This window comes from Cupriavidus sp. UYPR2.512, from assembly GCF_000379565.1.
Taxonomy (GTDB): Bacteria; Pseudomonadota; Gammaproteobacteria; order Burkholderiales; family Burkholderiaceae; genus Cupriavidus.
The window spans coordinates 13,522-38,755 of the sequence record NZ_KB903150.1 but is presented as its reverse complement, the minus strand read 5'-3'; the positions used below and the strand labels follow the sequence as shown (position 1 = coordinate 38,755).

23 protein-coding genes are annotated in these 25,234 nt (G+C 68.1%); 11 read left to right on the top strand and 12 right to left on the bottom strand.

Features of this window, described 5'->3' with window-relative positions:
- Positions 1 to 20 precede the first annotated feature (20 nt).
- Positions 21 to 623 carry a hypothetical protein gene (locus A3A5_RS0124430; RefSeq protein ID WP_026201083.1) on the bottom strand — a complete coding sequence of 201 codons (603 nt, stop codon included), beginning with the start codon at positions 621 to 623 and terminating at the stop codon, positions 21 to 23.
- Positions 624 to 771: 148 nt separating this feature from the next.
- On the opposite strand from A3A5_RS0124430, the gene A3A5_RS0124425 reads away from it, so the two are divergent.
- From A3A5_RS0124425 to A3A5_RS0124415, 3 genes are all read left to right on the top strand, one after another.
- Positions 772 to 1,281: a thioredoxin gene (locus A3A5_RS0124425; protein ID WP_026201082.1), complete on the top strand. Its 510-nt coding sequence runs from the start codon at positions 772 to 774 to the stop codon at positions 1,279 to 1,281.
- Positions 1,282 to 1,392: 111 nt separating this feature from the next.
- Complete coding sequence (locus A3A5_RS0124420; RefSeq protein WP_018313117.1) at positions 1,393 to 1,929, top strand: TlpA disulfide reductase family protein; 537 nt, start codon at positions 1,393 to 1,395, stop codon at positions 1,927 to 1,929.
- Between the two features lie 160 nt (positions 1,930 to 2,089).
- The gene (locus tag A3A5_RS0124415; RefSeq protein WP_026201081.1) at positions 2,090 to 4,189 is read left to right on the top strand and encodes an ATP-dependent helicase; all 2,100 of its coding nucleotides are present in this window, start codon (positions 2,090 to 2,092) and stop codon (positions 4,187 to 4,189) included.
- A 29-nt stretch (positions 4,190 to 4,218) separates the two neighbouring features.
- Here A3A5_RS0124415 and A3A5_RS0124410 read toward each other — a convergent pair whose 3' ends face one another.
- The 5 genes from A3A5_RS0124410 to A3A5_RS0124390 form a co-directional block, all read right to left on the bottom strand.
- Complete coding sequence (locus A3A5_RS0124410; protein ID WP_018313115.1) at positions 4,219 to 5,415, bottom strand: class I SAM-dependent rRNA methyltransferase; 1,197 nt, start codon at positions 5,413 to 5,415, stop codon at positions 4,219 to 4,221.
- Positions 5,416 to 5,542: 127 nt separating this feature from the next.
- A complete protein-coding gene (locus A3A5_RS0124405) occupies positions 5,543 to 5,851 on the bottom strand; it encodes a YbeD family protein (protein ID WP_018313114.1) in 309 nt (102 codons plus the stop codon).
- Between the two features lie 61 nt (positions 5,852 to 5,912).
- Positions 5,913 to 7,112: a D-alanyl-D-alanine carboxypeptidase family protein gene (locus A3A5_RS0124400; RefSeq protein ID WP_018313113.1), complete on the bottom strand. Its 1,200-nt coding sequence runs from the start codon at positions 7,110 to 7,112 to the stop codon at positions 5,913 to 5,915.
- 62 nt (positions 7,113 to 7,174) lie between these two features.
- Entirely contained in the window at positions 7,175 to 7,816 is a 642-nt protein-coding gene (locus tag A3A5_RS0124395; RefSeq protein ID WP_010814862.1) for an alpha/beta hydrolase, read from the bottom strand.
- Positions 7,817 to 7,965: 149 nt separating this feature from the next.
- The gene (locus A3A5_RS0124390) at positions 7,966 to 8,286 is read right to left on the bottom strand and encodes a ferredoxin (protein ID WP_010814863.1); all 321 of its coding nucleotides are present in this window, start codon (positions 8,284 to 8,286) and stop codon (positions 7,966 to 7,968) included.
- A 389-nt stretch (positions 8,287 to 8,675) separates the two neighbouring features.
- Between A3A5_RS0124390 and A3A5_RS0124385 the strand changes: the two genes are divergently transcribed.
- The 8 genes from A3A5_RS0124385 (at position 8,676) to A3A5_RS0124350 (ending at position 18,521) form a co-directional block, all read left to right on the top strand.
- The gene (locus tag A3A5_RS0124385; protein ID WP_026201080.1) at positions 8,676 to 9,974 is read left to right on the top strand and encodes a dicarboxylate/amino acid:cation symporter; all 1,299 of its coding nucleotides are present in this window, start codon (positions 8,676 to 8,678) and stop codon (positions 9,972 to 9,974) included.
- A gap of 70 nt (positions 9,975 to 10,044) precedes the next feature.
- On the top strand, positions 10,045 to 12,051 hold the full coding sequence (locus A3A5_RS0124380) for an ATP-binding protein (RefSeq protein ID WP_026201079.1): 2,007 nt from the start codon (positions 10,045 to 10,047) through the stop codon (positions 12,049 to 12,051).
- An 8-nt stretch (positions 12,052 to 12,059) separates the two neighbouring features.
- The gene (locus tag A3A5_RS0124375) at positions 12,060 to 13,385 is read left to right on the top strand and encodes a sigma-54 dependent transcriptional regulator (RefSeq protein ID WP_018313109.1); all 1,326 of its coding nucleotides are present in this window, start codon (positions 12,060 to 12,062) and stop codon (positions 13,383 to 13,385) included.
- A 237-nt stretch (positions 13,386 to 13,622) separates the two neighbouring features.
- Positions 13,623 to 14,750 carry an NAD(P)/FAD-dependent oxidoreductase gene (locus tag A3A5_RS0124370; RefSeq protein WP_018313108.1) on the top strand — a complete coding sequence of 376 codons (1,128 nt, stop codon included), beginning with the start codon at positions 13,623 to 13,625 and terminating at the stop codon, positions 14,748 to 14,750.
- Between the two features lie 9 nt (positions 14,751 to 14,759).
- Positions 14,760 to 15,470, top strand: a complete 711-nt coding sequence (gene creB, locus A3A5_RS0124365) for a two-component system response regulator CreB (RefSeq protein WP_018313107.1) — start codon at positions 14,760 to 14,762, stop codon at positions 15,468 to 15,470.
- 9 nt (positions 15,471 to 15,479) lie between these two features.
- Entirely contained in the window at positions 15,480 to 16,916 is a 1,437-nt protein-coding gene (gene creC / locus A3A5_RS0124360) for a two-component system sensor histidine kinase CreC (RefSeq protein ID WP_018313106.1), read from the top strand.
- A 127-nt stretch (positions 16,917 to 17,043) separates the two neighbouring features.
- On the top strand, positions 17,044 to 18,021 hold the full coding sequence (locus A3A5_RS0124355; RefSeq protein ID WP_018313105.1) for a nitronate monooxygenase family protein: 978 nt from the start codon (positions 17,044 to 17,046) through the stop codon (positions 18,019 to 18,021).
- A 44-nt stretch (positions 18,022 to 18,065) separates the two neighbouring features.
- Positions 18,066 to 18,521, top strand: a complete 456-nt coding sequence (locus A3A5_RS0124350; RefSeq protein ID WP_369797812.1) for a YbaN family protein — start codon at positions 18,066 to 18,068, stop codon at positions 18,519 to 18,521.
- A 48-nt stretch (positions 18,522 to 18,569) separates the two neighbouring features.
- On the opposite strand, the gene A3A5_RS0124345 is transcribed toward A3A5_RS0124350, so the two are convergent.
- From A3A5_RS0124345 to A3A5_RS0124320, 6 genes are all read right to left on the bottom strand, one after another.
- Positions 18,570 to 19,820 (bottom strand): phenylacetate--CoA ligase family protein, encoded by a 1,251-nt coding sequence (locus tag A3A5_RS0124345; RefSeq protein ID WP_018313103.1) that lies wholly within the window; start codon positions 19,818 to 19,820, stop codon positions 18,570 to 18,572.
- A gap of 92 nt (positions 19,821 to 19,912) precedes the next feature.
- Complete coding sequence (locus A3A5_RS0124340) at positions 19,913 to 20,731, bottom strand: ABC transporter ATP-binding protein (RefSeq protein ID WP_018313102.1); 819 nt, start codon at positions 20,729 to 20,731, stop codon at positions 19,913 to 19,915.
- A gap of 77 nt (positions 20,732 to 20,808) precedes the next feature.
- Positions 20,809 to 22,146 (bottom strand): ABC transporter substrate-binding protein, encoded by a 1,338-nt coding sequence (locus A3A5_RS0124335; RefSeq protein ID WP_018313101.1) that lies wholly within the window; start codon positions 22,144 to 22,146, stop codon positions 20,809 to 20,811.
- Positions 22,147 to 22,237: 91 nt separating this feature from the next.
- The gene (locus tag A3A5_RS0124330) at positions 22,238 to 23,314 is read right to left on the bottom strand and encodes a branched-chain amino acid ABC transporter permease (protein WP_018313100.1); all 1,077 of its coding nucleotides are present in this window, start codon (positions 23,312 to 23,314) and stop codon (positions 22,238 to 22,240) included.
- A 24-nt stretch (positions 23,315 to 23,338) separates the two neighbouring features.
- A complete protein-coding gene (locus tag A3A5_RS0124325; RefSeq protein ID WP_018313099.1) occupies positions 23,339 to 24,253 on the bottom strand; it encodes a branched-chain amino acid ABC transporter permease in 915 nt (304 codons plus the stop codon).
- A gap of 11 nt (positions 24,254 to 24,264) precedes the next feature.
- Entirely contained in the window at positions 24,265 to 25,227 is a 963-nt protein-coding gene (locus tag A3A5_RS0124320) for an ABC transporter ATP-binding protein (protein WP_026201078.1), read from the bottom strand.
- Positions 25,228 to 25,234 lie beyond the last annotated feature (7 nt).

Sequence of the window (25,234 nt, the reverse complement as noted above, 5' to 3'; positions counted from 1 at the left end):
CTTTCCTGCGGCGCGGCGCGTCAGAACGGGTGGAAGCCGCCCAGGAACTGCTCCACCTGCTCGGCCTGGCGCGCGTCGCGCGCGGCATCGCCCGATTCCAGCACCACCGCCTGGTATGCGCGCGTACCCACGGCCACCAGGCGTGCCGTCAGCCGGCGCGGCGACTGGTCCTGCGGCGACACCCCGCTCGCCTGCACTTCCACGCCGGCAATCGGGCGGCCCGGACGGTCGGCGCTCATCACGGTGACGGGCCGCGCGCGCGGCTCGCCCGACGGCGTGCCAAGGTTGGCCAGCAGGCCGGCCTGCATCGCCGCCAGCGCCTCGCGCCGCAGCGCTTCGTCATCGGCGGGCAGCGTCACCACGCCCACGGCGAACAGCGTGTCGTCGATGCGCGCGGCTTCCATCGTCATCGGCAGCTTGCGACCGGCAATGGTCACGTCGCGAGCGGCGCTGGTGGGCTTGCCCGGATAGAGCGCGGCATAAGCGCCCTCGCCAGACTGGATGGTGCGCCAGTCAAAGCGCGGCGTACAGGCGCACAGGGCCAGTGCCAGCACGGCGGCACAGTACCGCAGCGGCCGGCGGACAGCGGCAGGAAAGCTCAGCGGGGGCGGCACAAGACGCATCGGGAATCCATGGGGGGACGGCGCGCGCAGGCTGCGGGCGGCGCTGGCGGGCGCCATCGCCTGCGGGCGGAAACCGGTATTATCCCCAAAGCGGCGCGCCAGTGCTTGCCGCGCCGCTCCCGCTACCCACCAGCCCCCGGTTTCCACCATGCCTGCCGCCCGCATCGCCCGCCACGCCTTTGCCATCACCAGCTTGCGCCGGGTGGCCGCGAGCGCGTTGCTGGCAGCCGCGACCGGCATGTCCGCAGCCGCCGCCAACCCCGCCCACCTGCCGCCGGCCACCGACCTGGGCGCCCACGGCACCGAGGCCGCGCGCCGCGGCGAGCCGCTGGTGGTACTGGTGTCGATGCCGGGCTGCAGCTATTGCGATACCGTGCGCCGCAACTACCTGGGCCCGCAGGCCGCCGCCGGCGAGATTGCCGTGCGCGAGCTCGACATGACCGCCGACACCCCGCTGCGCGATGCCGACGGCAGCCTGACCACCGCGCGCGCGCGGGCCCGGGCGCACCAGGTGCGGGTGGCGCCCACGGTGCTGTTCCTGGACCGCCAGGGCCGCGCCGCCGCCGGCCCGCTGCGCGGCATGCAGCCGGATTTCTACGGCGCCTACCTGGAACAGGCGCTGGACCAGGCACGCGCCGCCATCGCCACCCGGCGCTGAATGGATTGGGGCGCTTGCGGCAGATTGCCGCAGCCCGGCCCCGCGCAGCGCGCGAACGCCCGCGGCATTAGAATGTCCCATTGCTGACTGAACCTGCCTGACCCGGATTCCATGACCACTGCTGCCCCTGCCACCAAATCCTCCCGCAAGCCCTGGCCCATCGTCGCGGCGGTGGTCGTGCTCGCGCTGCTGGGCTGGTTCGGCTACCGCGCGCTGTCGCCGGCCAATACGGCCCCGGCGGCCACCTTCACGCTGCTGTCGGGTGAGAAGGTCAGTACCGCCGACCTCAAGGGCAAGGTCTACATGATCAACTTCTGGGCCACCAGCTGCGCCACCTGCGTCAAGGAAATGCCGGACATGGTCCGCACCTATGAGCAGTTCAAGGGCAAGGGGCTGGAATTCGTCGCCGTGGCGATGAACTATGACCCGCCCATGTATGTGATGAACTACGCCAGGACGCGCGGCCTTCCGTTCAAGGTCGCCATGGATTCCGACGGCGCCGCGGCCAAGGCCTTCGGCAATGTGCAGCTGACGCCGACCACCTTCGTGGTCGACAAGGACGGCCGCATCCTGAAGCGCTATGTGGGCGAGCCCGAGTGGGATGCGCTGCACAAGCTGCTGGATGGCGCGCTGGCAAAGTCCGCGTAACGCTCCCGGCGGCAACCGCTGCGAAAAGGTGCTCATCGAGCACCTTTTTTTGTTTTTATGCACGATCGCCAGGGCAGCAGGTTGCGTGACGCCCCTGTATGGATATACAGTTGGCGCCAGCCTTTTCTGAGTTTTCCGAGCCTTCCCCCGAGCCCTGCCTGTGACTTTGGACCTAGCCCCCGCCGCCGACCGCGCGGCCCCTGAAGCCGATGACGTCCCCGCCTACCTGTCCCGCCTCAACCCGGAGCAGCGCGCCGCGGTGGCGCATGGCAGTGACGCGCCGCTGCTGATCATCGCCGGCGCCGGCTCGGGCAAGACCAATACGCTGGCGCACCGCGTCGCGCACCTGGTGCTGGCCGGCGCCGATCCGCGCCGCATCCTGCTGCTGACGTTCTCGCGCCGCGCCGCGGCCGAGATGGGACGGCGCGTCGAGCGCATTGTCGACCAGGCACTGGGCACCCAGACCGGCGCGGGGCGCGCGGCGCTGCAGTGGTCCGGCACCTTCCACGCCATCGGCGCGCGCCTGCTGCGCGAATACGCCGAGACGCTGGGCCTGTCGCCCGCCTTCACCATCAGCGACCGCGGCGATGCCGCCGACCTGATGCACGTGGTGCGCCACGACCTGGGCCTGTCGGAGACCGCCAGCCGCTTCCCGAAGAAGGAAACCTGCCTGGCAATCTACTCGCGCGTGGTCAACACCCAGGCGCCGCTGGAAGACGTGCTCAGGCAGCAGTTCCCGCGCTACGCGATGTGGGCCGACGCGCTGCGCACGCTGTTCGCCGGCTATGTCGAAGCCAAGCAGAAGCAGCACGTGCTGGACTACGACGACCTGCTGCTGTACTGGGCGCAGGCGATGGCCGAGCCCACCATCGCGCAGGACATGGGCGCGCGCTTCGACCATATCCTGGTCGATGAATACCAGGACACCAATGCGCTGCAGGCGTCGATCCTGCTGGCCATGCGGCCGGACGGGCGCGGCCTGACCGTGGTGGGCGACGACGCGCAGTCGATCTACGCCTTCCGCGGCGCCACCGTGCGCAATATCCTCGATTTCCCGCAGCAGTTCACGCCGGCGGCGCAGCAGGTCACGCTATCGCAGAACTACCGCTCGACGCAGCCGATCCTGCAGGCCGCCAACGCGGTGATCGGGCTGGCTGCGGAGCGCTATACGAAGGATTTGTGGTCCGATCGTGCCTCGGCGGAAAAGCCCGGCGTGATCGTCGTCAACGATGAGGCCGACCAGGCCCGCTACGTGGTCGAGCAGGTGCTGGCGCGGCGCGAAGCCGGCCTGGCGCTGATGGCGCAGGCGGTGCTGTTCCGCGCCACCGACCACAGCGCGCAGGTGGAGATCGAGCTGGCGCGGCGCAATATCCCGTTCGTGAAGTTCGGCGGGCTGAAATTCCTGGAATCGACGCACGTCAAGGATGTGCTGGCCGTGGTGCGCTGGCTGGAAAACCCGCGCGACCGCATCGCGGGATTCCGCACACTACAGTTGCTGCCCGGCATCGGCCCCAAGACCGCCGCGCGCGTGCTCGATGCGATGGCCCTGGCCACCGAGCCCTTGTTCTCGCTGGAGGAATTCGAGCCGCCGCCGGCCGCAGCGCCCGCCTGGGCCGACCTGCTGGCGCTGGCGCGCGCGCTGATGGCGCCCACCTCGCCGTGGCCGTCCGAGTTCGAGCAGGTGCTGGCCTGGTACGCGCCGCACCTGGAGCGCCTGCACGACGACGCCGCCGCGCGCCAGGCCGACCTGCAGCAGCTGGAGCGCATCGCCGCCACCTATGGGGCGCGCGAGCGCTTCCTGACCGAGTTGACGCTGGACCCGCCCAGTGCCTCGAGCGATGAGTCCGGCGTGCCCTCGCGCGACGAGGACTACCTGATCCTGTCGACCATCCACTCGGCCAAGGGGCAGGAATGGAAGGCAGTGTATGTGTTGAACGCAGTGGACGGGTGCATGCCGAGCGATCTGGCGACCGGCACGACCGAGGAGATCGAGGAAGAACGGCGGCTGATGTACGTGGCGATGACGCGGGCCAAGGACCACCTGGATGTCATCGTGCCGCAGCGGTTCTATGTGCACCAGCAGGTGGGCTTTGGCGACCGGCATGTGTATGCGTCGCGCACGCGGTTCTTGCCCAACCGCGTGATGCCCAACTTCCACAGCCGCGCCTGGCCGCCCCCGCCGATGCCGGGCGAGGCACCGGCCAGGCCCGCGCTGGCGCCGGTGGACCTGGCCAGCCGGATGCGCAATATGTGGCGTTAAGTCAGGTCACCTTCCCCTGGTCACCTTCCTCAGGCCACTTTCTCCAGCAACAACCCCTTCAGGTACTCGCCTTCCGGGAACGCCGCCAGCATCGGATGGTCCGTGCCCGCCGACAGCCGGCGCAGGATGCGCGCATCCGCACGCGCATCGGTCACCGCGCCCGCCACGATCTTCTGGAACAGTTCCATGCTGATCGCGCCCGAGCACGAGTAGGTGAACAGCAGCCCGCCCGGGCGCAGCAGCTGCATGCCGACCAGGTTGATTTCCTTGTAGGCACGCGCGGCGCGGTCGATATGCTGCGCCGACGGGGCGAACTTGGGCGGGTCCAGCACGATCAGGTCGAACTGGCGGCCCTCGGCGCGGAATTCACGCAAGGTCTTGAACACGTCGGCATCGAGCCAGGTGGCGCGCTCGGGTTCAAAGCCGTTGAGCGTGACATTGCCCGCGGCAATCTTCAGCGCCTCGCCCGACGAATCGATCGAGGTCACCGAGGTGGCGCCGCCGCGCAGCGCCGCCAGCGAGAAGCCGCCGGTATAGCAGAAGCAGTTCAGCACCTCGCGCCCGGCGGCCAGGTCGCCCACCAGCTTGCGGTTGTCGCGCTGGTCGACATAGAAGCCGGTCTTGTGGCCATGGCGCACGTCGACGTAGTAGCGCACGCCATGTTCGGTGACCGACAGCGCCGGATCCGGCTCGGCGCCGGCCAGCACGCCCGTCACCAGCTCCAGGCCTTCGCGCTGGCGCACGGCGGCATCGGAACGCTCATAGACATTGGGGCAGCCGGTCTCCTTGACCAGCGCCTGCACGATCGCGGTCTTCCAGTGTTCCACGCCGGCCGCATTGAACTGGCATACCAGCTGGCCCTTTTCACCATTGCCGTAGTAGTCGACGATCAGGCCGGGCAGCCGGTCGGATTCGCCGAAGATCAGCCGCACCGCGTCGCTGTCCTTCACCCATTGGCGCCGGTAGGCAATGGCCGCGGCCACGCGGCGCTTGAACAGGGCGTGGTCGACCGGCTCGTTCTCGTCGAAGGTCCACGCGCGCGCGCGGATCTGCGACTCGGGACTGTAGGCTGCCTTGGCCAGGAAGCGGCCGTCGGCGGCGCGCACGATCACGGTCGCGCCCGGCTCGCAGCGCCCTTCGGTCGTGGCAATGCCGGTGGCGTAGATCCACGGATGGCGGCGCAGCAGGGATTTTTCCTTGCCGGGTTTCAGGGTGATGGTGTTCATGTTGGTATGGGGAAACAGCGGACGCGCGGCAGCAGAGGCTGGCGAGAATGCGTCAAGGCGGCTCCCCTCCCGCACGCGGGAGAGGGGAGCAAACAGAGCGGAAGAGAAAGTCTTGCGGCGTTACCGCTTACAGCACCACCTTCACCATCGGATGCGCAGTCAGCGCCCTGTACAAGTCGTCCAGCTGCTCGCGGCTGGTCACCCACACCGTCACGGTCAGCCCCAGGTAGTTGCCCTTGCTCGACGGACGCATCTCCATCTTGCCGGCGTGGAAGTCCGGGTCGAACTCCTGCACCAGCGCGACGATGGCCTCGGCAAAGCCGTCCTGCATCGAGCCCATTACCTTGATCGGGAAATGGCTGGGGTATTCGATCAGCGACTGCTCCGGCGGGATATCGCCGGGCTTGCCGCCGCTGCCTTGGTTGTCGGTAGTCATGTCGGATTCTCCGGCACGAAACCGGCGCGCTGCATGGCGCGCCGGCTTGCGCGCATTCAGGTCACTTGCGCTTGAACCACAGGCGGATGGTGTCCCACAGGCGGCCGAAGAAGCCGGCCTCGGGCACTTCTTCCAGCGCCACCACCGGGAACTCCGCCACCTTGTTGGTGCCGTCCATCAGCTTGACCATGCCCACCTGCTGGCCCGCCGAGATCGGCGCGATCAGCAGTTCCTGGCGCTCCAGCACCGGCTTGAGGCGCCCGCCGGTGCCCTTGGGCACGGTGACGAAGGTCTCGTTCTGCACCCCGATCTTGACCGTGCCGCTCTTGCCCTTGTAGATGTCCGGCGTGGCCAGCACCTGGCCCTTGTCGTACAGGCGCAGCGTGTCGAAGAACTGGAAGCCGTAGTTGAGGATCTTCAGGCTTTCCTGCGTGCGCACCTGTTCGGTGGTGGTGCCGATCACGACCGAGATCAGGCGGCGCTGCCCATTGGGCACATTGGCCAGCGGGCGCTGGGCCGACGAGACCAGGCAATAGCCGGCGGACTTGGTGTGGCCGGTCTTGACGCCGTCCACGGTCGGGTCGATGTAGAGCAGGCGGTTGCGGTTGGGCTGCCTGATCTTGTTATAGGTGAACTCCTTCTGCGAGTACATGCTGTAGTACTCGGGGAAGTCCTTGATCAGGCGCGTGGTCAGCGTCGCCAGGTCCACCGCGGTGGTGTAGTGGTTCGGGTCGGGGATGCCGTCGGTGTTGGTGAAGTGGGTGTTCTTCAGGCCCATGCGCTGGGCCTCGCGGTTCATCATCGCGACGAAGCCCTCTTCCGAGCCGCCCACGGCCTCGGCCAAAGCCAGCGCGGCGTCGTTGCCCGACTGCACGATCAGGCCCAGCAGCAGGTCCTGCACGGTAACCGGCTTGTTGGGCTCGATGAACATGCGCGACTCGTCGCTTTTGACCTTCAGCACAAGGTTCGTCGGCACCACGGACTGGTCCAGCGTCAGGCGCTTTTCCTTGAGTGCCTCGAACGCCAGGTAGGCGGTCATCAGCTTGGTCAGCGAGGCCGGCTCGATGCGCGCGTCGGCGTTCTGCGACGCCAGGGCCTGGCCGCTGGTCACGTCATACAGCATCCACGACTTGGCAGCGACCTGCGGCATCGGCACGCCCTGTGCCAGGACGGCGGCGGGCGCGGCGGCCAGCGTGACGGCAGCAACGATGGCGGCGGGTGCAAAAGCGGACGAAAGGCGTGTCGTGGCTCTATTCAGCATGTTTCTGTTTTCCGACAGTAAAAAGGTGGCGCGGGATGGTCCGGGATGGCGGCGTGCCGGCCTTACCGGTCCCACGCATTGACGACGAGCTGCTTGATCAGGTGCAGCTTGCGGTGAAAGAAATGGTCGGCGCCGGGGATCACGATCACCGGCAGCTCCTGCGGGCGGGCCCAGTCGAATACGCTCGCCAGCGGCACGGTGTCGTCCTGTTCGCCATGGATCACGATGGTGTCGGCCGGGACCTCGGCCACCTGCCAGCGGCTGGCGGCGGTGCCCACCAGCACCAGGCGCTGCGCGGGCGTGCCGGCCTCGGCCAGGCGGCGTGCCACGTGAGTGGTGACGAAGCTGCCGAACGAGAATCCGCCCATGGCCAGCGGCAGCGTTGCCGCCTGTGCCGACCACGCGGTCTGCTGGCGCATCCAGGCCACCACGGCCAGCAGGTCGTCCTGCTCGGCGATGCCGTTGTCATGCTCGCCGGCGCTGCCGCCCACGCCGCGGAAGTTGGGGCGCACCGTGGCATAGCCCAGCTGCACGAAGCTGCGCGCCAGCGTCTGCGCGACCTTGTTGTCCTTAGTGCCGCCGAACAGCGGATGCGGATGCGCCACCAGCGCCAGGCCGCGCGGCTCACCTTGCGGCAGGTCTACCGAGAGATCGATCGCACCGGCGGGACCGGCGATGGAAAGTACCTGGGTATGCGCGTTCATGATGGCGGTCAGGATGGCGGTGAAGCAAGCGCCCGGCGGGAAGCCCGGGCAAAAAATGAAAAAACCGTCCGGCTGGCGGGCGGCGGGGCAATACAGCAAAGCGGCAAAACAGGGAAACAACAAGCCGGCATGCGCCGGCTTCGGTTCGTTCAGCGGTCCACCATCAGCCGTTCGACAGGCTTGCCCTTCATCAGGTGGCTGTCGATGATTTCGTCGATGTCGTGCTCATCGACAAAGGTGTACCAGATGGCCTCGGGGTAGACCACCAGCACCGGGCCGAGTTCACAACGGTTCAGGCAGCCTGCCTTGTTGATGCGCACCCGGCCTTCGCCGCCGGCGATGCCCAGTTCCTTGCAACGCTTCTTGGCGTATTCCTGCATCGCCTGGGCGTTGTGGTTGGCGCAGCAGTTCTCGCCGGCCTCGCGCTGGTTCAGGCAGAAGAAGACGTGGTGCTGGTAGTAGCTGCTCATGCGTGCGGTGTGAGAAGGCGGCCCCGGACGGCGGTACGGCCCGGACGGCATTGAACGGAAGCTCGGAATTATACGGTGTCGCGGCGGCATGGCCGCGATGGCGGCGCCCTGGCACGGCCGTGGAAGTTGCCGCCGGCCCCCGGTGGGTGGCGCTTCGCGCACCCGCGATGCATCCGGCATTCCGAAACCCCGGAGTCGCACCGTCCGGATTTCCGGAATCCCGGAGGCCGCGCACCCCTGCCAGGCCGGCGTTTCCTTGTGAATCAACCAGTTAGCAATGCTGGTTTGACTGGCACGGCGGTTGCGAATTCCCGTCCCTGAACGCGCCGCAACCGCGACGGCGCGCGCCCGCGCGGCCCCGCCCGGGTACGGTCAACACCGAGGACGACATCATGAGAAAACCCTTCTACAAGATCCTGTACGTGCAGGTCCTGCTCGCCATCTGCGTCGGTATCCTGCTTGGCCACTACTGGCCCGACACCGGCGTGGCCATGAAGCCGCTGGGCGATGGCTTTATCAAGCTGATCAAGATGATCATCGGCCCGATCATCTTCTGCACCGTGGTGACCGGCATCGCCGGCATGAGCGACATGAAGAAGGTCGGCCGCGTCGGCGGCAAGGCGCTGCTGTACTTTGAAGTGGTGTCGACCTTCGCGCTGCTGATCGGCCTGGGCGCCGCGCACCTGCTCAAGCCGGGCGTGGGCTTCAACATCGACCCGGCCACGCTCGACACCAAGGCCATTGCCCAGTACGTGTCCAAGGCGCACGGCCAGAGCACGGTCGAGTTCCTGATGCACATCATCCCGGACACGGTCTTCAGCGCCTTCGCCAACGGCGACATCCTGCAGATCCTGCTGGTATCGCTGTTTTTCGGCTCCGCGCTGGCCGTGCTCGGCGAGCGCGCGCGCATCGTGGTGCAGCTGATCGAGCAGGTCTCCAAGGTGTTCTTCCATATCGTCCACGTGATCACCAAGGTGGCCCCGATCGGCGCCTTTGGCGCGATGGCCTTCACCATCGGCAAGTACGGCCTGGGCTCGCTGGTGCCGCTGCTCAAGCTGATCGGCACCTTCTACTTCACGGCCATCGTATTCGTGGTGTTCGTGCTGGGCACGGTGGCGCGCCTGACCGGCTTCAGCATCCTGCGCTTCATCTCGTACATCAAGGAAGAGCTGCTGATCGTGCTGGGCACCAGCTCGTCGGAAGCGGCGCTGCCGCACATGATGGAGAAGCTGGAAAAGCTCGGCTGCTCGCGCTCGGTAGTGGGCCTGGTGGTGCCCACCGGCTACTCGTTCAACCTGGACGGCACCAACATCTACATGACGATGGCGGTGATCTTCATTGCACAGGCAACCGGCATCGAGCTGACGCTGATGCAGCAGCTGACCATCCTGACAGTGGCGATGATCACCTCCAAGGGCGCCAGCGGCGTGACCGGCTCGGGCTTCATCACGCTGGCCGCGACGCTGGCGGTGGTGCCGACCATCCCGGTGGCGGGCATGGTGCTGATCCTTGGCATCGACCGCTTCATGAGCGAGTGCCGTGCGCTGACCAACATCATCGGCAACGGCGTGGCCACGGTGGTGGTCTCGGCATGGGAGCGCGAGCTTGACCGCAAGAAGCTCAACCGTGTGCTGCAACATGGCGGCCGCGATGCTGAAGTACTGGCCGACGCCGGCCAGAACGTCTGACGCCGCGCGGGCGGCTGCCCCGGCCGCCCGCCAGCGGGTATCATCGGCGCGACAGCCTTCGCGCGCGCCGATGCCACACTCCGACGACTTTCTCGCCGTGCATGACCCCGCCGCCCCGTCTGCCGCGCATCCGGCCCATGCGCCGGACAGCGGCAACGGCCGCTGGTGGGGCTTTGCGGTCGCCCTGGCCGCGGGCCTGCTGCTGCTGTGCGCGCTGACCTGGCTGGTCTCGGTCCAGCGCGGCCTGGCCAGCCTGCAGCAAAGCACGGCCACGCGCGCCGACCGCTACGCCGCCACGCTGGAAAGCACCCTCGACCGCTACGAATTCCTGCCCGCGCTGGTCTCGCTGCACCCCTTCGTGCGCGGGCTGCTGGACTCCCCCAACGACCCGCAACGCGTGGCCGCCGCCAACCAGTACCTGGCGGAGGTCAACCGCCGCGCGCATGCCTCGGCCACCTATGTGATCGCCGCCAACGGCATTGCGCTGGCGGCCAGCAACCACGGCGAGCCCGGCAGCTTTGTCGGCACCGACTACCGCTTCCGCCCCTACTTCCAGGCCGCCGCCGGCGGCAAGATGGGGCGCTTCTATGCCATCGGCATCACCAGCGAGGAGCCCGGCTATTACCTCGCGCAGCCGGTCGAGTCCGGCGGCAAGGTCATCGGCGTGACCGTGGTCAAGCTCAACCTGGAGTGGTTCCAGCGCGCCGGCGGCGGCGCCGAGCCACTGATGGTCAGCGACGACCATGGCGTGATCTTCCTGTCGTCGGTGTCGGCCTGGCAGTACCGCACCCTGCGCCCGCTGCCGCCGGCGCTGCAGGCCGAGCTGGAAAAGACCCGCCAGTACCACGGCCGCGCGGTGACGCCGCTGCCGCTGGAGCCGCTGACCTCGCCGGTCACGCGCTGGCTGGCGGACACCACGCTGGCCGACGGCGCGCGGCTGGTGCGCGTGCGCGACGAATCGCCCGCCGCCAAGACCACCTTTGCCCCGGACGGCGCCGAGCGCGCCGACCGCTACCTGGAACTGGACCGCACCGTCGGCCCGGCTGGCTGGACCATGCAGGTGATGGCGCCGCTGGAGCCGGTGCTGGCCAATGCGCGCAACGCCACCGTGGCGGCAGCGCTGGCCTATGCCTGCATCTGCCTGCTGCTGGTCAACTGGCGCCAGCGCCGCCAGCGCGCGCGCGACATGCAGTACAGCCGCCGGCTGCTGGAGGCAGCCTACGACCAGCTGGAGCGCCGCGTCGAGGCCCGCACCGCCGACCTGATGGCGATCAATGAGAAGCTGGAAGACGAAGTGGCGGAGCGTACCCGTGCTGAAAGCGAGCTGCGCGCGGCCCAGGACGAACTGGTGCAGGCCAGCAAGCTGGCCGCGCTGGGGCAGATGGCAGCCGGCATCACGCATGAGCTGAACCAGCCGCTGGCGGCGCTGCGCACGTTCTCGGACAACACCCGCGTGCTGCTGGAGCGCGGCCAGCTGGCCGCGGCCGAAGGCAACCTGACCGCCATTGCTGACCTGACCGAGCGCATGGGCAAGATCACCAGCCAACTCAAGCTGTTCGCCGGCAAGGCCCGCCCGGTGCGCCGGCCGGTGGCGCTGCGCGCCGCGGTCGATCACGTGCTGGCGCTGCTGGCGCCGCGGCTGGGCGCGGTCACGGTCAGCATCACCGGCCTGGACGCCCTGCCCGGGCTGGCCGTGCGCGCCGATGAGCTGAAGCTGGAGCAAGTGCTGCTGAACCTGCTGGGCAACGCGCTGGATGCGATCGCGGCGGCCGCGCCGGCGCAGGGGCAGATCGATCTCGAGGTGCAGGCAGAGGACCACGCCGTCACCATCGTCGTGCGCGACAACGGCACCGGCATCACGCCGGAAGCGCTGCCGCGCCTGTTCGAACCCTTCTTCACCACCAAGGAAACCGGGCAGGGCCTGGGGCTGGGGCTGGCGATCTCGTCGTCGATCGTGCGCGAGTTCGGCGGCCAGCTGAGCGTGGCCAACATGCCCGGCGGCGGCGCGCGGTTCACGCTGGTGCTGGCGCGCGCCCCCGCCATCGATCCAGCGCCATCGGTTTCCGCCTCTCAATGAGTATTGCCATGCAAGACGGTCTGCGTGTCCTGTTTGTCGAAGACGAGCCGCTGGTGCGCCAGGCCACCGCGCAGAGCCTGGAGCTGGCCGGCTTCGCGGTGCTGGCGCTGCCCTCGGCCGAGGCCGCGATCCCGCACCTGCACGGCGCCTTTGCCGGCGTGGTGGTGACCGACGTGCGCCTGCCCGGCGCCAGCGGGCTGGACCTGCTGCAGCACTGCCGCAACGCCGCGCCGGGCGTGCCGGTGATCCTGGTGACCGGCCACGGCGACATCACCATGGCCGTGCAGGCCATGCGCGAAGGCGCCTACGACTTTATCGAAAAGCCCTTCGGCGCCGACCGCCTCACCGACACCGTGCGCCGCGCGCTGGAACGGCGCGCGCTGGAGCTTGAAAATCAAGCCTTGCGCCGCGAACTGGCCGGCCCCGCCGCGGGCACGCGCATCATCGGCCGCTCGCCCGCGATCGGGCAGGTGCGCGCGCTGGTGGCCAATGTCGCGCCCACCGACGTGCCGGTGATGATCAACGGCGAGACCGGCACCGGCAAGGAACTGGTGGCGCGCAGCCTGCATGCGCTGTCCGGCCGCGCCGAAGGCCCGTTTATCGCGCTGAACTGCGGCGCGGTGCCCGAGGCCATCTTTGAGAGCGAGATGTTCGGCCACGAGGCCGGCGCCTTCACCGGTGCCGGCAAGCGCCGCATTGGCAAGCTCGAGCACGCCTCGGGCGGCACGCTGTTCCTCGACGAGATCGAGAGCATGCCGCTGGCGCTGCAGGTCAAGCTGCTGCGGGTGCTGCAGGAAGGCTCGCTGGAGCGGCTGGGGTCAAATGCCTCGGTGAAGATCGATGTGCGCATCGTCGCCGCGGCCAAGGGCGACATGGATGCGCTGGTGGCGCAGGGCAGCTTCCGCGAAGACCTGTACTACCGGCTGAACGTGGTCACCATCGCGCTGCCGCCGCTGCGCGAACGGCGCGAGGACATCGTGCCGCTGTTCGAGCATTTCTCGCTGGTGTCCGCGGTGCGCTACCAGCGGCCGGCGCCGATCCTGTCCGAGGCGCAACGCCAGGCCCTGGCCCAGCGTCCCTGGCCGGGCAATGTGCGCGAGCTGCGCAATGCCGCGGACCGGATGGTGCTGGGCGTGCCGGAGGGCGGGCAGGCGGGCGCGCAGGCCGCGGCCCCCGATGAAGCCGCGCCGCTGCGCGAGCGGATGGAGCACTTCGAGCGCGCCGTGATTGCGGATGCCCTGGCGCGCACCGGTGGCGCGGTCAGCCAGGCGGCGGACTTGCTGCAGGTTGGCAAGGCTACGCTCTATGACAAGATCAAGCGCTACGGGCTGTGATGTCATGCGGCCTTCATTGCGCTGCCATGCCGCCGTCACATTGGCGGCCTATGCTTCGTTGGCGGCTGCGGCATTGGCAGGTGCCCGCCGTGCGTATCAATCTTCGTGGTAATTGACGGCCCCGCGTATGCGGGGCGTTTTTTTGGCTATTCACCGCGCCCCGCCGCTTCACACTCCCCACACATTGCCCTCACCCCAGCTGGCCAGACTGGAGCCCTTCCATCTCCGGGAACTGCCATGCCCTCGTTCGACTACGACATCGTCATCGCCGGCGCCAGCTTTGCCGGCGCCGCCTGCGCCCTGGCCGCGGCACGCGCCGGCCTGCGCGTGCTGGTGCTGGAACGCAAGACCGATCCGGGCGACAAGCTCCACACCACCGGCATCCTGGTCAAGGAAGCCACCGAGCAAACCTGGCTGGGCCGCGCGCCGGCCGATTGCGTGCACCGGGTGGAGCAGGTGCGGCTGTACTCGCCCAAGCTGCGCAGCATCGACCTGAGCGCGCCGGGCTATTACTTCCATACCACCGATACACCGCGGCTGATGCGCTGGCTGGCCGCTGAGCTGGTCCGCCACCGGGTCGAACTGCGCCTGGGCCAGGCGTTTGTGGGCGCGGTGCCGCGCAACGGTGGCTGGCATGTGACCGGCGTGGGCAACACGCGCTATCTGGTCGGCGCGGACGGCGCGAAATCGCGCGTGGCGCAGTGTGCCGGGCTGGGGCGCGTGCACAGCTTCCTGTATGGCGTGGAATACGAGTTTCCGGGACTGGCGCTGCCCGAGCCCGGCGCGCTGCACTGCTTTATCACCCGGCGCTTCGCGCCCGGCTATATCGGCTGGATTGCGCAGAACCCCACCGGCGTGCAGGCCGGCCTGGCGCTGCGCTACCTGCCGCGTTACGGCCGCGCGCCCGACCTGGACGGGCTGCTGGCGCATGTGCGCGAGCGCGCCGGCCTGCCGCAGCTGGCGCAGCCGGCGGCGACACGCGCGGGCCTGATCCCGTGCGGCGGCCCGGTTTTCCCGCTGGCGCGCGACGGCGTGATCCTGACGGGAGATGCCGCCGGCATCGTGTCGCCGGTCACCGCGGGCGGCATCCACTATGCCTTTGCCCATGGCGAGTCGGTCGGCCAGGCCGTGGCGGCGCACCTGCTGCGCGGCGGTCCGGCCCCGGAAGCCGTCGCCACCGCCAGCGCGCCCCGCTTTCGCGCCAAGCGTGCGCTGCGCTGGATGTTCGACCGCTTCCAGTGCGACTGGCCCTTCGACCTGATGCTGTACTCGCCGCCACTGCGCTGGGCCGCGGAGCAGATCTATTTCCACAAGCGCCGCGGCGGCGAACCGGCGCCGCCGGCCCGCACGGCGGCCAGCGTCTGACCGGCTAGAATGCCGGGCATGGAACAACCGCGGATCCTGGTGGTGGAAGACGAGCAGGCCATCGCCGACACCATTCTCTATGCCCTGCGCACCGACGGCATGCTGGCCGAGCACTGCACGCTGGGCGGCGCCGCGCTCGAGCGCATGCGCGCCGGCCCGGCCGACCTGGTGATCCTGGACGTGGGCCTGCCGGATCTGAGCGGCTTCGAGGTCTGCCGCACGCTGCGCACCTTCTGCGATGCGCCGGTGATCTTCCTGACCGCGCGCCATGAAGAGATCGACCGCATCGTCGGGCTGGAGATCGGCGCCGACGACTACGTGGTCAAGCCCTTCTCGCCGCGCGAGCTGGCCGCGCGCGTGCGCGCCATCCTGCGCCGGGCGCGCGGCGGCAGCACAGCAGTTGCGAAGGGCGACGAGGCCGCCGGCTTCACCCACGACAAGGACGGCGCGCGCCTGGCCTACCGCGGCCGCTGGCTGGAGCTGACCCGCTACGAGTACCTGCTGCTGGCCTGGCTGGTCGCGCATCCGGGCCGCATCTACTCGCGCGCGCAGTTGATGGAGTGCGTCTGGGAAGACGCGCTCGACACCAGCGACCGCACCGTCGACACCCATGTCAAGACCCTGCGCGCGAAGCTGCGGGAGGCCAGCACAGGGGCCTCGCCAGACGGCGCCGGGCGCATCCGCACCCATCGCGGCATGGGCTATTCGCTGGAACCCTGAGCGCACGCCATGCATATCGGCCTGCGCATATTCTTCGGCTTCTTCCTGATCGTGGGACTGGCCACGGTGCTGACGCTGCGCGTGTTCGTGCAGGAGGTCAAGCCCGGCGTGCGCCAGGCCATGGAAGACACGCTGATCGATACCGCGCACGTGCTGGCGGCGCTTGCCGCCGACGACATGAAGGCCGGCCGCATTGCCCACGGCGATTTCGCGCGGCACATGGCGGCGCTGCGCGACATGCCGGTGGACGCCGATGTGTCGGGCCTGCACAAGGACAGCATCGGCTACCGCGTCTACGTGACCGATGCCAGGGGCATCGTGCGCTTTGACTCCACCGGCACTGACGTGGGCCACGACTATTCGCGCTGGAACGATGTCTACCTGACGCTGCGCGGCAAGTACGGCGCACGCAGCACGCGCACCAACCCCGACGACGAGGCCAGCACTGTGATGCACGTGGCCGCGCCAATACGCGACGGGGACGGCGGGCGCATCATCGGCGTGCTGACCGTGGCCAAGCCCAATGCGGCGATGGCGCCCTTTATCGAGCGCAGCCAGCGCAAGATCCTGCTCTACGGCGGCCTGCTGATCGGCGCTGCTTGCGTGATCGGGCTGGCCTGCACGCTGTGGCTGGCGCATGGACTGAGCCGGCTGCGCGGATATGCGCGCGCGGTGGCGGCCGGCGAGCGCGCCGAGATGCCGCTGCGCGGCGGCGGCGAGCTGGCCGAGCTGGGCCGCGCGGTGCAGGGCATGCGCGAGCGGCTGGAAGACAAGCAGTATGTCGAGCACTACATCCACACGCTGACGCATGAGATGAAAAGCCCGCTGGCCGCGATCGGCGGCGCCGCCGAGCTGCTGCAGGAAGCGATGCCGGCGTCGGACCGCCAGCGCTTCGTTGCCAATATCCGCGCCCAGTCGGGCCGGCTTGAAACCATGATCCGCAAGCTGCTGGCACTGGCCGACGTGGAGCAGCGCCAGCGCCTGGAAGTGCGCGAGCCGGTGCGGCTGGCCCCGCTGCTGGCCCAACTGGGCAGCGAGCTGGAACCGCGCGCGCGCCAGCGCGGCGTGACGCTGCGGCTGGCCGCCGACGCCAGCCCGGACCTGGTCGCCGGCGATCCGTTCCTGCTGCGCCAGGCCATCGCCAACCTGCTGGAGAACGCCATCGACTTCGCCCCGCCGGACAGTGAAGTCACGGTGCGGCTGGAGCGCCGCGGCGGCGCGCTGGCCATCGCCGTGGCCGACCAGGGCCCGGGCATCCCCGACTACGCCCTGCCGCGCGTGTTCGAGCGCTTCTACTCGCTGCCACGCCCGCACGGTGCGGACAAGAGCACCGGCCTGGGCCTGTGCTTTGCACGCGAGGTGGCAACGTTGCATCATGGCGATGTAACGCTGGCCAACCGCCCTGGCGGCGGCGCGCTGGCGGAACTGACCCTTCCGGCCGGGTAGTTCCACGAGGTGACCGGGTCGGCATAGACTGGGGCTTCTAACGTGACCGCGCAGAAACTCCCTATAATCGAACGACCGTTCATTTAGGGCGCCCGCGAGGTGCCCGCCCAGTAGTTCAGGAGACACCATGCCCGCCGCCAAGCAACTGCCCCAGGCCCTGCAGAACCTGGCCCTGCCCGTCATCGCCTCGCCCATGTTCATCGTCAGCTACCCGGAGCTGGTGCTGGCGCAGTGCAAGGCCGGCATCGTCGGCTCGTTCCCGGCGCTCAATGCGCGCCCGGCGGAGCTGCTCGACGAGTGGCTCACCCAGATCGAAGGCGAGCTGGCCACCTTCAAGGCCGCCAACCCGGGCGCGCAGGTGGGCCCGGTCGCGGTCAACCAGATCGTGCATACCTCGAACGCACGGCTCGAACACGACGTGAAGGTGTGCGTGGACCACCAGGTGCCGATCTTCATCACCTCGCTGCGCGCCCCCGTCAAGGAGATGATCGACGCGGTGCACAGCTACGGCGGCATCGTGCTGCATGACGTGATCAGCATGCGTCATGCCGAAAAGGCGATCGAGGCCGGCGTCGACGGCCTGATCCTGGTGGCGGCCGGCGCCGGCGGCCATGCCGGCATGCTGTCGCCGTTCGCGCTGGTGGGCGAGGTGCGCAAGATCTTCGACGGCCCGATCGCGCTGTCGGGCTCGATCGCCACCGGCGAGGCGGTGCTGGCCGCGCAGGCCATGGGCGCGGACTTTGCCTACGTGGGCACGCGCTTTATCGCCTCGCAGGAGGCCCACGCGGCAGAAACATACAAGCAGTCGATCACCAGCTCGGCCGCCGCCGATATCATCTACACCAACCTGTTCACCGGCGTGCACGGCAACTACATCCGCGAAAGCATCAGCAACGTGGGGCTGGATCCGGACAACCTGCCGGTGGCCGACAAGAGCAAGATGGACTTCTCCAGCGGCGCCTCCAAGGCCAAGGCGTGGAAGGACGTCTGGGGCGCCGGCCAGGGCGTGGGCCAGATCCACGACATCCCCACCGCCGGCGAAATCGTCACGCGCATGAAAGCGGAGTACGATGCCGCCAAGGCGCGCCTGGGTATCGCGCGCTGACCGAAGCCATCACTGGGCCGCTGTTGCGGCCCTTCATTCATCCATTGCCAGCGCCAAGCCCCGCCACCCCGCCAGATTCCGCTCCGGACGCCGACGCCACGCTGAGCCGCCGGCAACAGGCGCTGCGCGCCATGTGGGTGGTGCTGGGCGGGATCAGCCTGCTGCTGGGCGTGATCGGCATCTTCCTGCCGGTGCTGCCGACCACGCCATTCGTGCTGCTGGCCGCGGCATGCTTCGCGCGGGGGTCCCGGCGATTCCATGAATGGCTGCTGGGGCATCCCCGCTTCGGGCCGCTGGTCAGCGACTGGCAGCGCTATCGCAGCATTCCCTTGCGGGCCAAGTGCCTGGCGTTGTCGATGATGTGGGTGTCGATGGGCACCACCGCATGGCTGCTGCGCGGGCGGCCGCTGGCGTCGGCGGCGTTGCTGGCTTGTGCGGTGGGGGTGAGTGTGTGGATGGTCAGGCTGCCGACGCGGCCGGTGGAGGGAGGGAAGTCCTGACCTGCCCTGCATCAAAGGCCCCGCCCATGCGAGGCCTCTGACTTGTCTTCAATCGTATCGCCGCGCATCCTCAATCAGCTTCCCATCCTGCGGCAACGAGCCCGTCGCCACGAAGGCCACTTCACCGCGCAGCCGCATCACTTCGCGCAGCGATTCCGCCACCGCACGCTGCAAGTCACCATCCTCGCGCGTAGCCTCGCAGCGCAGCGTCATCACGTCCGCGCCAGGGTCGCCAGTCACCACCAGCCGCGCCGCGCGAATCTCCGGATGCCGCCGCAGCACATCCGCCACCTGCCCAGGATGCACGAACATGCCCTTGACCTTGGTGGCCTGGTCGGCACGGCCCAGCCAGCCCTTGAGCCGGATGTTGGTGCGCCCGCACGGGCTGGGCCGTTGCGACGACTCCGCGACGATGGCCGAGAGGTCGCCGGTGCTGAAGCGGATCAACGGGTAGTCGCCGTTGCCCAGCACCGTCACCACCACCTCGCCGGTTTCGCCTTCGGGCATCGGCCGAGAACCGCCGGGCTCGACGATCTCTACCAGCACGCCCTCGTCCACCACCCAGCCGTCGCCACCCTCGGTCTCATAGGCAATCAGGCCGACATCCGCGGTGCCATACATCTGCTGCACCCGTACGCCGCGCGCCTGGAACCAGGCACGCAGCGACGGCGGCAGCGCCTCGCCCGAGACCAGCGCCTTGGCCAGGCTGGCGCAGGGCGTGCCGAGCTCGTCGCCGCGCTCCAGCAGCAGCTTCAGGAACGACGGCGTGCCGGCATAGGCGGTGGGCTGCAGGCTGGCCAGCGCCTGCACCTGCGAATCGGTCTGGCCGACACCGGCCGGGAACACGCAGCAGCCCAGCCGGTGCGCGCCGGTCTCCATCATCATGCCGGCCGGGGTGAAGTGGTAGGAGAAGGTGTTGTAGACCAGCTCGCCGGCGCGGAAGCCCGCCGCATGCATGGCGCGGGCCACGCGCCACCAGTCGGCGTCATGGCCGTCGGGTTCGTGGATCGGGCCGGGCGACTGGAACACATGGCGCAGCTTGCCCAGCGGCGTCGCGTTGAGCCCGCCCAGCGGCGGCAGCGCGCGCTGGCGCGCGGTCAGGTCCGACTTGCGCGTGACCGGCAGCGCCGCCAGCGCAGCGCGCGAGGTCACCAGCCGCGGATCGACCCCGCTCAGCATCTCGGCAAAGTAAGGCGCGTTGTCGCGCGCATGGGCCACCTGGCGTGCCAGGGCGGCAAGGAGCGCCTGCTCGCGGACTTCCGGCGCGCGGGTTTCGAGCGAATCGAAGTATTCTGGCATGGTGCTGTGCGTCAGGGAAATGGATGCGGCATGCCGCCGCGCCGCCGGCGCGTGGTGGCAATGCCGGATAAATTGGGCCGGCTTGCGTCGGCTCAGGCCAGCCAGCGCTTCCTGCGCCGGTAGCTCTTCACATCGCGGAACGACTTGCGCCCGGCACCGTCGTCCGCATCGTTGGCCGCCACGCCCAGGTAGAACTCCTTGACATCCTCATTGGTGCGCAGCGATTCGGCGTCGCCGTCCATCACCACGCGGCCGTTTTCCAGGATGTAGCCGTAGTCGGCATAGCGCAGCGCCACCATGGTGTTCTGCTCGGCCAGCAGGAAGCTGACGTTCTCGCGTGAATTCAGGCCGCGCACGATCTCGAAGATCTCCTCGACGATCTGCGGCGCCAGCCCCATTGAAGGCTCGTCCAGCAGGATCATCGCGGGCTTGGCCATCATGGCCCGGCCGATCGCGCACATCTGCTGCTCGCCGCCGGAGGTGTAGCCCGCCTGCGACTTGCGGCGCGTCTTCAGCCGCGGGAAGTACTCGTAGATCTTTTCCAGCTCGTCGCGCGTCTGGCCGCGCGACAGGCCGCGCGTGTAGGCGCCGGTGAGCAGGTTCTCTTCGATGGTCAGGTGCGCGAAGCAGTGGCGCCCTTCCATCACCTGGATCACGCCGCGGCGCACCAGGTCGTTGGGCGTGAGCTGGTCGACGCGGTCGCCGCGATATTCGATCGAGCCCTTGGTGACATCGCCGCGCTCGGCCTGCAGCAGGTTGGAGATGGCCTTGAGCGTGGTGGTCTTGCCCGCGCCGTTGGCGCCGAGCAGCGCCACGATCTTGCCTTCCGGCACTTCGAGCGAGACGCCCTTGAGCACCAGGATCACGTGATCGTAGATGACTTCGGTATTGTTGACGGACAGAAGGCTCATGGTGCGGCTCGTGTTGGTCAGACGGTTCAGCTCAGGCGGGCATGCGGCGCCAGCACCGCATGCCCGCCAGGTTGCTATCAAGATTTCGTGCAAGCCGGGGTAATCCCCTTCTCCTTCGCGTACTGCGCCGCCGTGGCCTTGAACAGCGGGTGGATCAGGCTCTTGTTGCCCTCGATCCAGTCCGACACCACCACCCACTTGGTGCCGTCCCACTGCTGGATCTTCACCTTGCCCGAGCCCTCGTGGTTGTCACAGCTGGTCTTGATCTCGGGCAGCAGGCCGGTGGCGCCCAGTTGCTGCAGGCGCGCGTTGGTCAGGTTCAGGTTCTCGAAGGCCCAGCGCATCTGCTCGCCGGTCATGGGCTTGCCCTTGCCGAACTTGGCCTGCGCCACGCGCACCGCTTCCACCGTCACCACCGCCGCCGAGACGCCGCGGTTGTACAGCACCGAACCCACCTTGTTCTTGTCCTGCATATTGCCCTTGCCGGCACCGTAGACCACCTTCTCGATATCGGCGATCAGCGGCACGTTGCGGCCGGCCACGTTCCAGGTGGCGCTCATGTAGCCCTTGGACGCATCACCCGCCGGCACCGTGTCTTCTTCCGAGCCGGCCCACCACGAGCCGATTATCTTGTCGCGCGCAAAGCCCACCTTCTGCGCGGCCTTCAGCGCGGTCTGGTTCATCACGCCCCAGCCCCAGAAGATCACGTAGTCGGGGTTCTCCTGGCGGATCTTCAGCCACTGCGCGCCCTGCTCGTTGCCCGGGTGCGCCACCGGGATCTCCACCAGGTTGAACTTGCCCAGCCTGGCCTCGGCCTGCAGCGCCACGATCGGCTCCTTGCCATAGGCCGAGTCGTGGTACAGGTAGACGATCTTCTTGCCGGCCAGCGAGCCGCCGTTCTTCGCGGCCAGGTACTTGACGATGGCCGAGACCTGCATCTGGTACGTGGTCACCAGCGGGAACGCGTACGGGAACACCGAACCATCCACCGCGTCGGTGCGGCCGTAGCCCATCATCACCAGCGGCACCTTGTCGGCGGCGGTCTTGTCGACCAGCGCGTACGAGATGCCGGTGGACATAGCGTGGTAGGCCGTGCCCTTGGTGGTGGCGTTCTTGGACTTCAGGCGTTCATAGCACTCCACGCCCTTGGCGTTGTTGTACTCGGTCTCGCACTCTTCCCACGACAGCTTGACGCCGTTGACGCCGCCTTCCTTCAGGTTGACGTAGTTGAGGTAGTCGATGAAGCCGCCATACCAGGACTGTCCGTTGGCGCCATACGGCCCCACGCGGTAGCTTGGCAACGCCACGAACTGCTCGTTGCTCTGCGCCATGGCCGGCGCCGCCGGCGCCAGCAGTGCCACCGCGGCGCTGACCACCAGGGCGGCGCGTTGCACATTGCGAATCAGGTTGGTCATGACAGTCTCCTTCGCCCTCAGTGGAGCGTTTCGTTATGCGTAAGCTTCAGAACTTCACACAGGAACTGCGGTAACTCAGGCTCCCCTCCCGTCAATGAGGGAACGGCCACAGCCTCAGCTTCTCCTTGGCGATCTGCCACAGCCGGGCCAGCCCGTGCGGCTCCACGATCAGGAAGAAGATGATCAGCCCGCCGAACACCATCAGCTGGATGTGCGACACGGTGGCATTGGTAAAGGGCAGGTGCAGCAGCGATGCCAGCGGCGGCAGCACGTTGTCCAGAAAGATCGGCAGCAGCAGGATGAAGGCCGCGCCCAGGAACGAGCCCAGGATGCTGCCCACGCCGCCGATGATGATCATGAACAGCACGCGGAACGACAGGTCCAGCGAGAAGCCGTCGGGCTCGACCGAGCCCAGGTAGCAGAACGCGTAGAGCGCGCCGGCCACGCCGCAGTAGAACGAGCTGACCGCGAACGCGAGCAGCTTGGTGCGCATCAGCGGGATGCCGATCACCTCGGCCGCCACATCCATGTCGCGCACCGACATCCAGGCGCGCCCGGTGGCCGAGCGCACCAGGTTCTTGGCCGCCAGCGCCAGCACCGTGACGATGGCCAGCACGAACAGGTACTTCTTTACCGGGGTGTCGATGGCGACGCCGAACAGGTCCAGCCGCTGTGCCGTGATCACGCCCGACGAGCTGTTGTTGGAGAACCAGGGGAACTTGGTCAGCGCCCACACCACGAAGAACTGCGCCGCCAGCGTCGCCACGGCGAGGTAGAAGCCCTTGATGCGCAGCGACGGCAGGCCGAAGGCCACCCCCACCAGCGCCGCCGAGAGCCCGGCCAGCAGGAATGACAGCAGCACCGGGATGCCTTCGATGCGCAACTGGAAGTTGTAGGCCGCGTAGGCACCCACCGCCATGAAGGCCGCGGTGCCGAGCGACAGCTGGCCGGCATAGCCGGTCAGGATATTCAGCCCCAGCGCCGCCAGCGAAAAAATCAGGAACGGGATCAGGATGGCCGAAAACCAGTATTCCGACCCGACGAACGGGATCGCCACGAAGGCCACGGCCATCAGCACGGCAAAGCCGATGCGGTCCTGGCGAATGGGGAAAATCTGGCTGTCGGCGACGTAGCTGGTCTTGAACTGGCCGGCTTCACGATAAAACATGGCAACTCTCCTGTGCGAAGTCGGTCAGACGCGATCAATGTGTTTTTCGCCGAACAGCCCTTCGGGCCGAACCAGCAGGAACAGCAGGGCGAACACATACGGGAACCACCCTTCGATGCCGCCGAAGTTGCCGCCGAACACCGACTGGAACACCGGCGGGATATAGATCTCGGCCAGCTTCTCCGAGGCGCCGATGATCAGCCCGCCGACGATGGCGCCAGGCACCGAGGTGAAGCCGCCCAGGATCAGCACCGGCAGCGCCTTGAGCGCGGTCAGCGTGAGCGCGAACTGCACGCCATTGCGCGAGCCCCACAGCATGCCGGCCACCAGCGCAACGAAGCCCGCCACGCCCCATACGATTGCCCAGATGTTCTGCAGCGGGATGCCAAGCGACAGCGCCGCCTGGTGGTCGTCGGCCACCGCGCGCAGCGCGCGGCCGACCTTGGTGTACTGGAAGAACAGCGCCAGCGAGCCCACCAGGACGCCGGCGATGGCCGCCGCCGCGATGTCGAACTTGGACAGCACGATATTGAAGTTGGTCAGGATCGACTCGATCGGCTCGTCGACGATGCCCAGGTTGATCGGGCGCACTTCATTGCCGAACAGCAGCGGCCCCAGGCCTTCGAGGAAGAACGACAGCCCGATGGTCGCCATGAACAGCGTGATCGGCGGCTGGTTGACCAGCTTGCGCAGCACGAAGCGCTCGGTGCTCATGCCGACCAGGATCATCACCACGAAGGCGCCGATCACCGCAGCCCACATCGGCAGCCCCTTGTCCATCAGCCCCACCACCGCCAGCGCGGCAAAGTACACCATCGCGCCCTGCGCGAAGTTGAACACGCCCGAGGCCTTGTAGATCAGCACGAAGCCCAGCGCCACCAGCGAGTACATCAGGCCAGACAGCAGGCCGCCGATCAGGATTTCAAAGAAGAACGTCATGGTTCAGAGCCTCAGTGCGAAGTGCCCAGGTACGCCTTGATCACGTCAGGGTTGCCCTTGACCTCTTCCGGCGTGCCGTCGCCGATCTTCTTGCCGTAGTCGAGCACCACCACGCGGTCGGAGATATCCATCACCACGCCCATGTCGTGCTCGATCAGCACGATGGTGGTGCCGAACTGCCGGTTCACGTCCAGGATAAAGCGGCACATGTCCTGCTTCTCTTCCACGTTCATGCCGGCCATGGGTTCGTCCAGCAGCAGCATCGAGGGCTCGGCCGCCAGCGCGCGCGCCAGCTCCACGCGCTTCTGCAGGCCATATGGCAGGCGCCCCACCGGGGTCTTGCGGATCGACTGGATCTCAAGGAAGTCGATCACCTCCTCGACCTTCTGGCGATGGCGCATCTCTTCGTTGCGCGCCGGGCCCCACCACAGCGCGTGGGCGAAGAGCCCGGTGCGGAACTGCGTGTTGCGCCCGGTCATGATGTTGTCCAGCACCGTCATGCCCTTGAACAGCGCGATGTTCTGGAAGGTGCGCGCAATGCCCTGGCGCGCCGCGGCGGTCGGGTGCATCTGCTTGCGCTCCTCGCCGCGGAACACGATGCGTCCCTGCTGCGGGTGGTAGACGCCGTTGATCACGTTGAGCATCGAACTCTTGCCGGCGCCATTGGGGCCGATGATGGCGCGCACCTCGTGCTCGCACACATCGAACGAGATATCGGTCAGCGCCTTGACCCCGCCGAACGACAGCGAGATATGCTGCAGGTCCAGGATCACCTCGCCGCCGGTGCGCGCCTGCTCGCCGGTGCGCGGTGCGCGCTGCGTGCCGGGATGCGCGCCGCTGTCATCCGCCAGACCCGCGGGAGACATCGGGCCTGCCGGGGCGATCGCGCCGCCGCTGCCCGTGCCGCTGGCATCCGTGCGTGCCGTCCCCGCCCATTCGCGCTGCCCCGCGCCTTGCCAGGCTACTTGCGTCATCTTGCTG

What these genes read in the sequence shown, in the direction of transcription:
- A3A5_RS0124330 (WP_018313100.1), bottom strand. Translation starts at nt 23,314, where the DNA reads ATGTTTTATCGTGAAGCCGGCCAGTTCAAGACCAGCTACGTCGCCGAC.
- A3A5_RS0124320 (WP_026201078.1), bottom strand. Translation starts at nt 25,227, where the DNA reads ATGACGCAAGTAGCCTGGCAAGGCGCGGGGCAGCGCGAATGGGCGGGG.
- A3A5_RS0124395 (WP_010814862.1), bottom strand. Translation starts at nt 7,816, where the DNA reads ATGAACGCGCATACCCAGGTACTTTCCATCGCCGGTCCCGCCGGTGCG.
- A3A5_RS0124375 (WP_018313109.1), top strand. Translation starts at nt 12,060, where the DNA reads ATGCAAGACGGTCTGCGTGTCCTGTTTGTCGAAGACGAGCCGCTGGTG.
- A3A5_RS0124325 (WP_018313099.1), bottom strand. Translation starts at nt 24,253, where the DNA reads ATGACGTTCTTCTTTGAAATCCTGATCGGCGGCCTGCTGTCTGGCCTG.
- creC (WP_018313106.1), top strand. Translation starts at nt 15,480, where the DNA reads ATGCATATCGGCCTGCGCATATTCTTCGGCTTCTTCCTGATCGTGGGA.
- A3A5_RS0124425 (WP_026201082.1), top strand. Translation starts at nt 772, where the DNA reads ATGCCTGCCGCCCGCATCGCCCGCCACGCCTTTGCCATCACCAGCTTG.
- A3A5_RS0124370 (WP_018313108.1), top strand. Translation starts at nt 13,623, where the DNA reads ATGCCCTCGTTCGACTACGACATCGTCATCGCCGGCGCCAGCTTTGCC.
- A3A5_RS0124355 (WP_018313105.1), top strand. Translation starts at nt 17,044, where the DNA reads ATGCCCGCCGCCAAGCAACTGCCCCAGGCCCTGCAGAACCTGGCCCTG.
- A3A5_RS0124390 (WP_010814863.1), bottom strand. Translation starts at nt 8,286, where the DNA reads ATGAGCAGCTACTACCAGCACCACGTCTTCTTCTGCCTGAACCAGCGC.
- A3A5_RS0124345 (WP_018313103.1), bottom strand. Translation starts at nt 19,820, where the DNA reads ATGCCAGAATACTTCGATTCGCTCGAAACCCGCGCGCCGGAAGTCCGC.
- A3A5_RS0124405 (WP_018313114.1), bottom strand. Translation starts at nt 5,851, where the DNA reads ATGACTACCGACAACCAAGGCAGCGGCGGCAAGCCCGGCGATATCCCG.
- A3A5_RS0124335 (WP_018313101.1), bottom strand. Translation starts at nt 22,146, where the DNA reads ATGACCAACCTGATTCGCAATGTGCAACGCGCCGCCCTGGTGGTCAGC.
- A3A5_RS0124400 (WP_018313113.1), bottom strand. Translation starts at nt 7,112, where the DNA reads ATGCTGAATAGAGCCACGACACGCCTTTCGTCCGCTTTTGCACCCGCC.
- A3A5_RS0124380 (WP_026201079.1), top strand. Translation starts at nt 10,045, where the DNA reads ATGCCACACTCCGACGACTTTCTCGCCGTGCATGACCCCGCCGCCCCG.
- A3A5_RS0124420 (WP_018313117.1), top strand. Translation starts at nt 1,393, where the DNA reads ATGACCACTGCTGCCCCTGCCACCAAATCCTCCCGCAAGCCCTGGCCC.
- A3A5_RS0124430 (WP_026201083.1), bottom strand. Translation starts at nt 623, where the DNA reads ATGCGTCTTGTGCCGCCCCCGCTGAGCTTTCCTGCCGCTGTCCGCCGG.
- A3A5_RS0124410 (WP_018313115.1), bottom strand. Translation starts at nt 5,415, where the DNA reads ATGAACACCATCACCCTGAAACCCGGCAAGGAAAAATCCCTGCTGCGC.
- A3A5_RS0124340 (WP_018313102.1), bottom strand. Translation starts at nt 20,731, where the DNA reads ATGAGCCTTCTGTCCGTCAACAATACCGAAGTCATCTACGATCACGTG.
- creB (WP_018313107.1), top strand. Translation starts at nt 14,760, where the DNA reads ATGCCGGGCATGGAACAACCGCGGATCCTGGTGGTGGAAGACGAGCAG.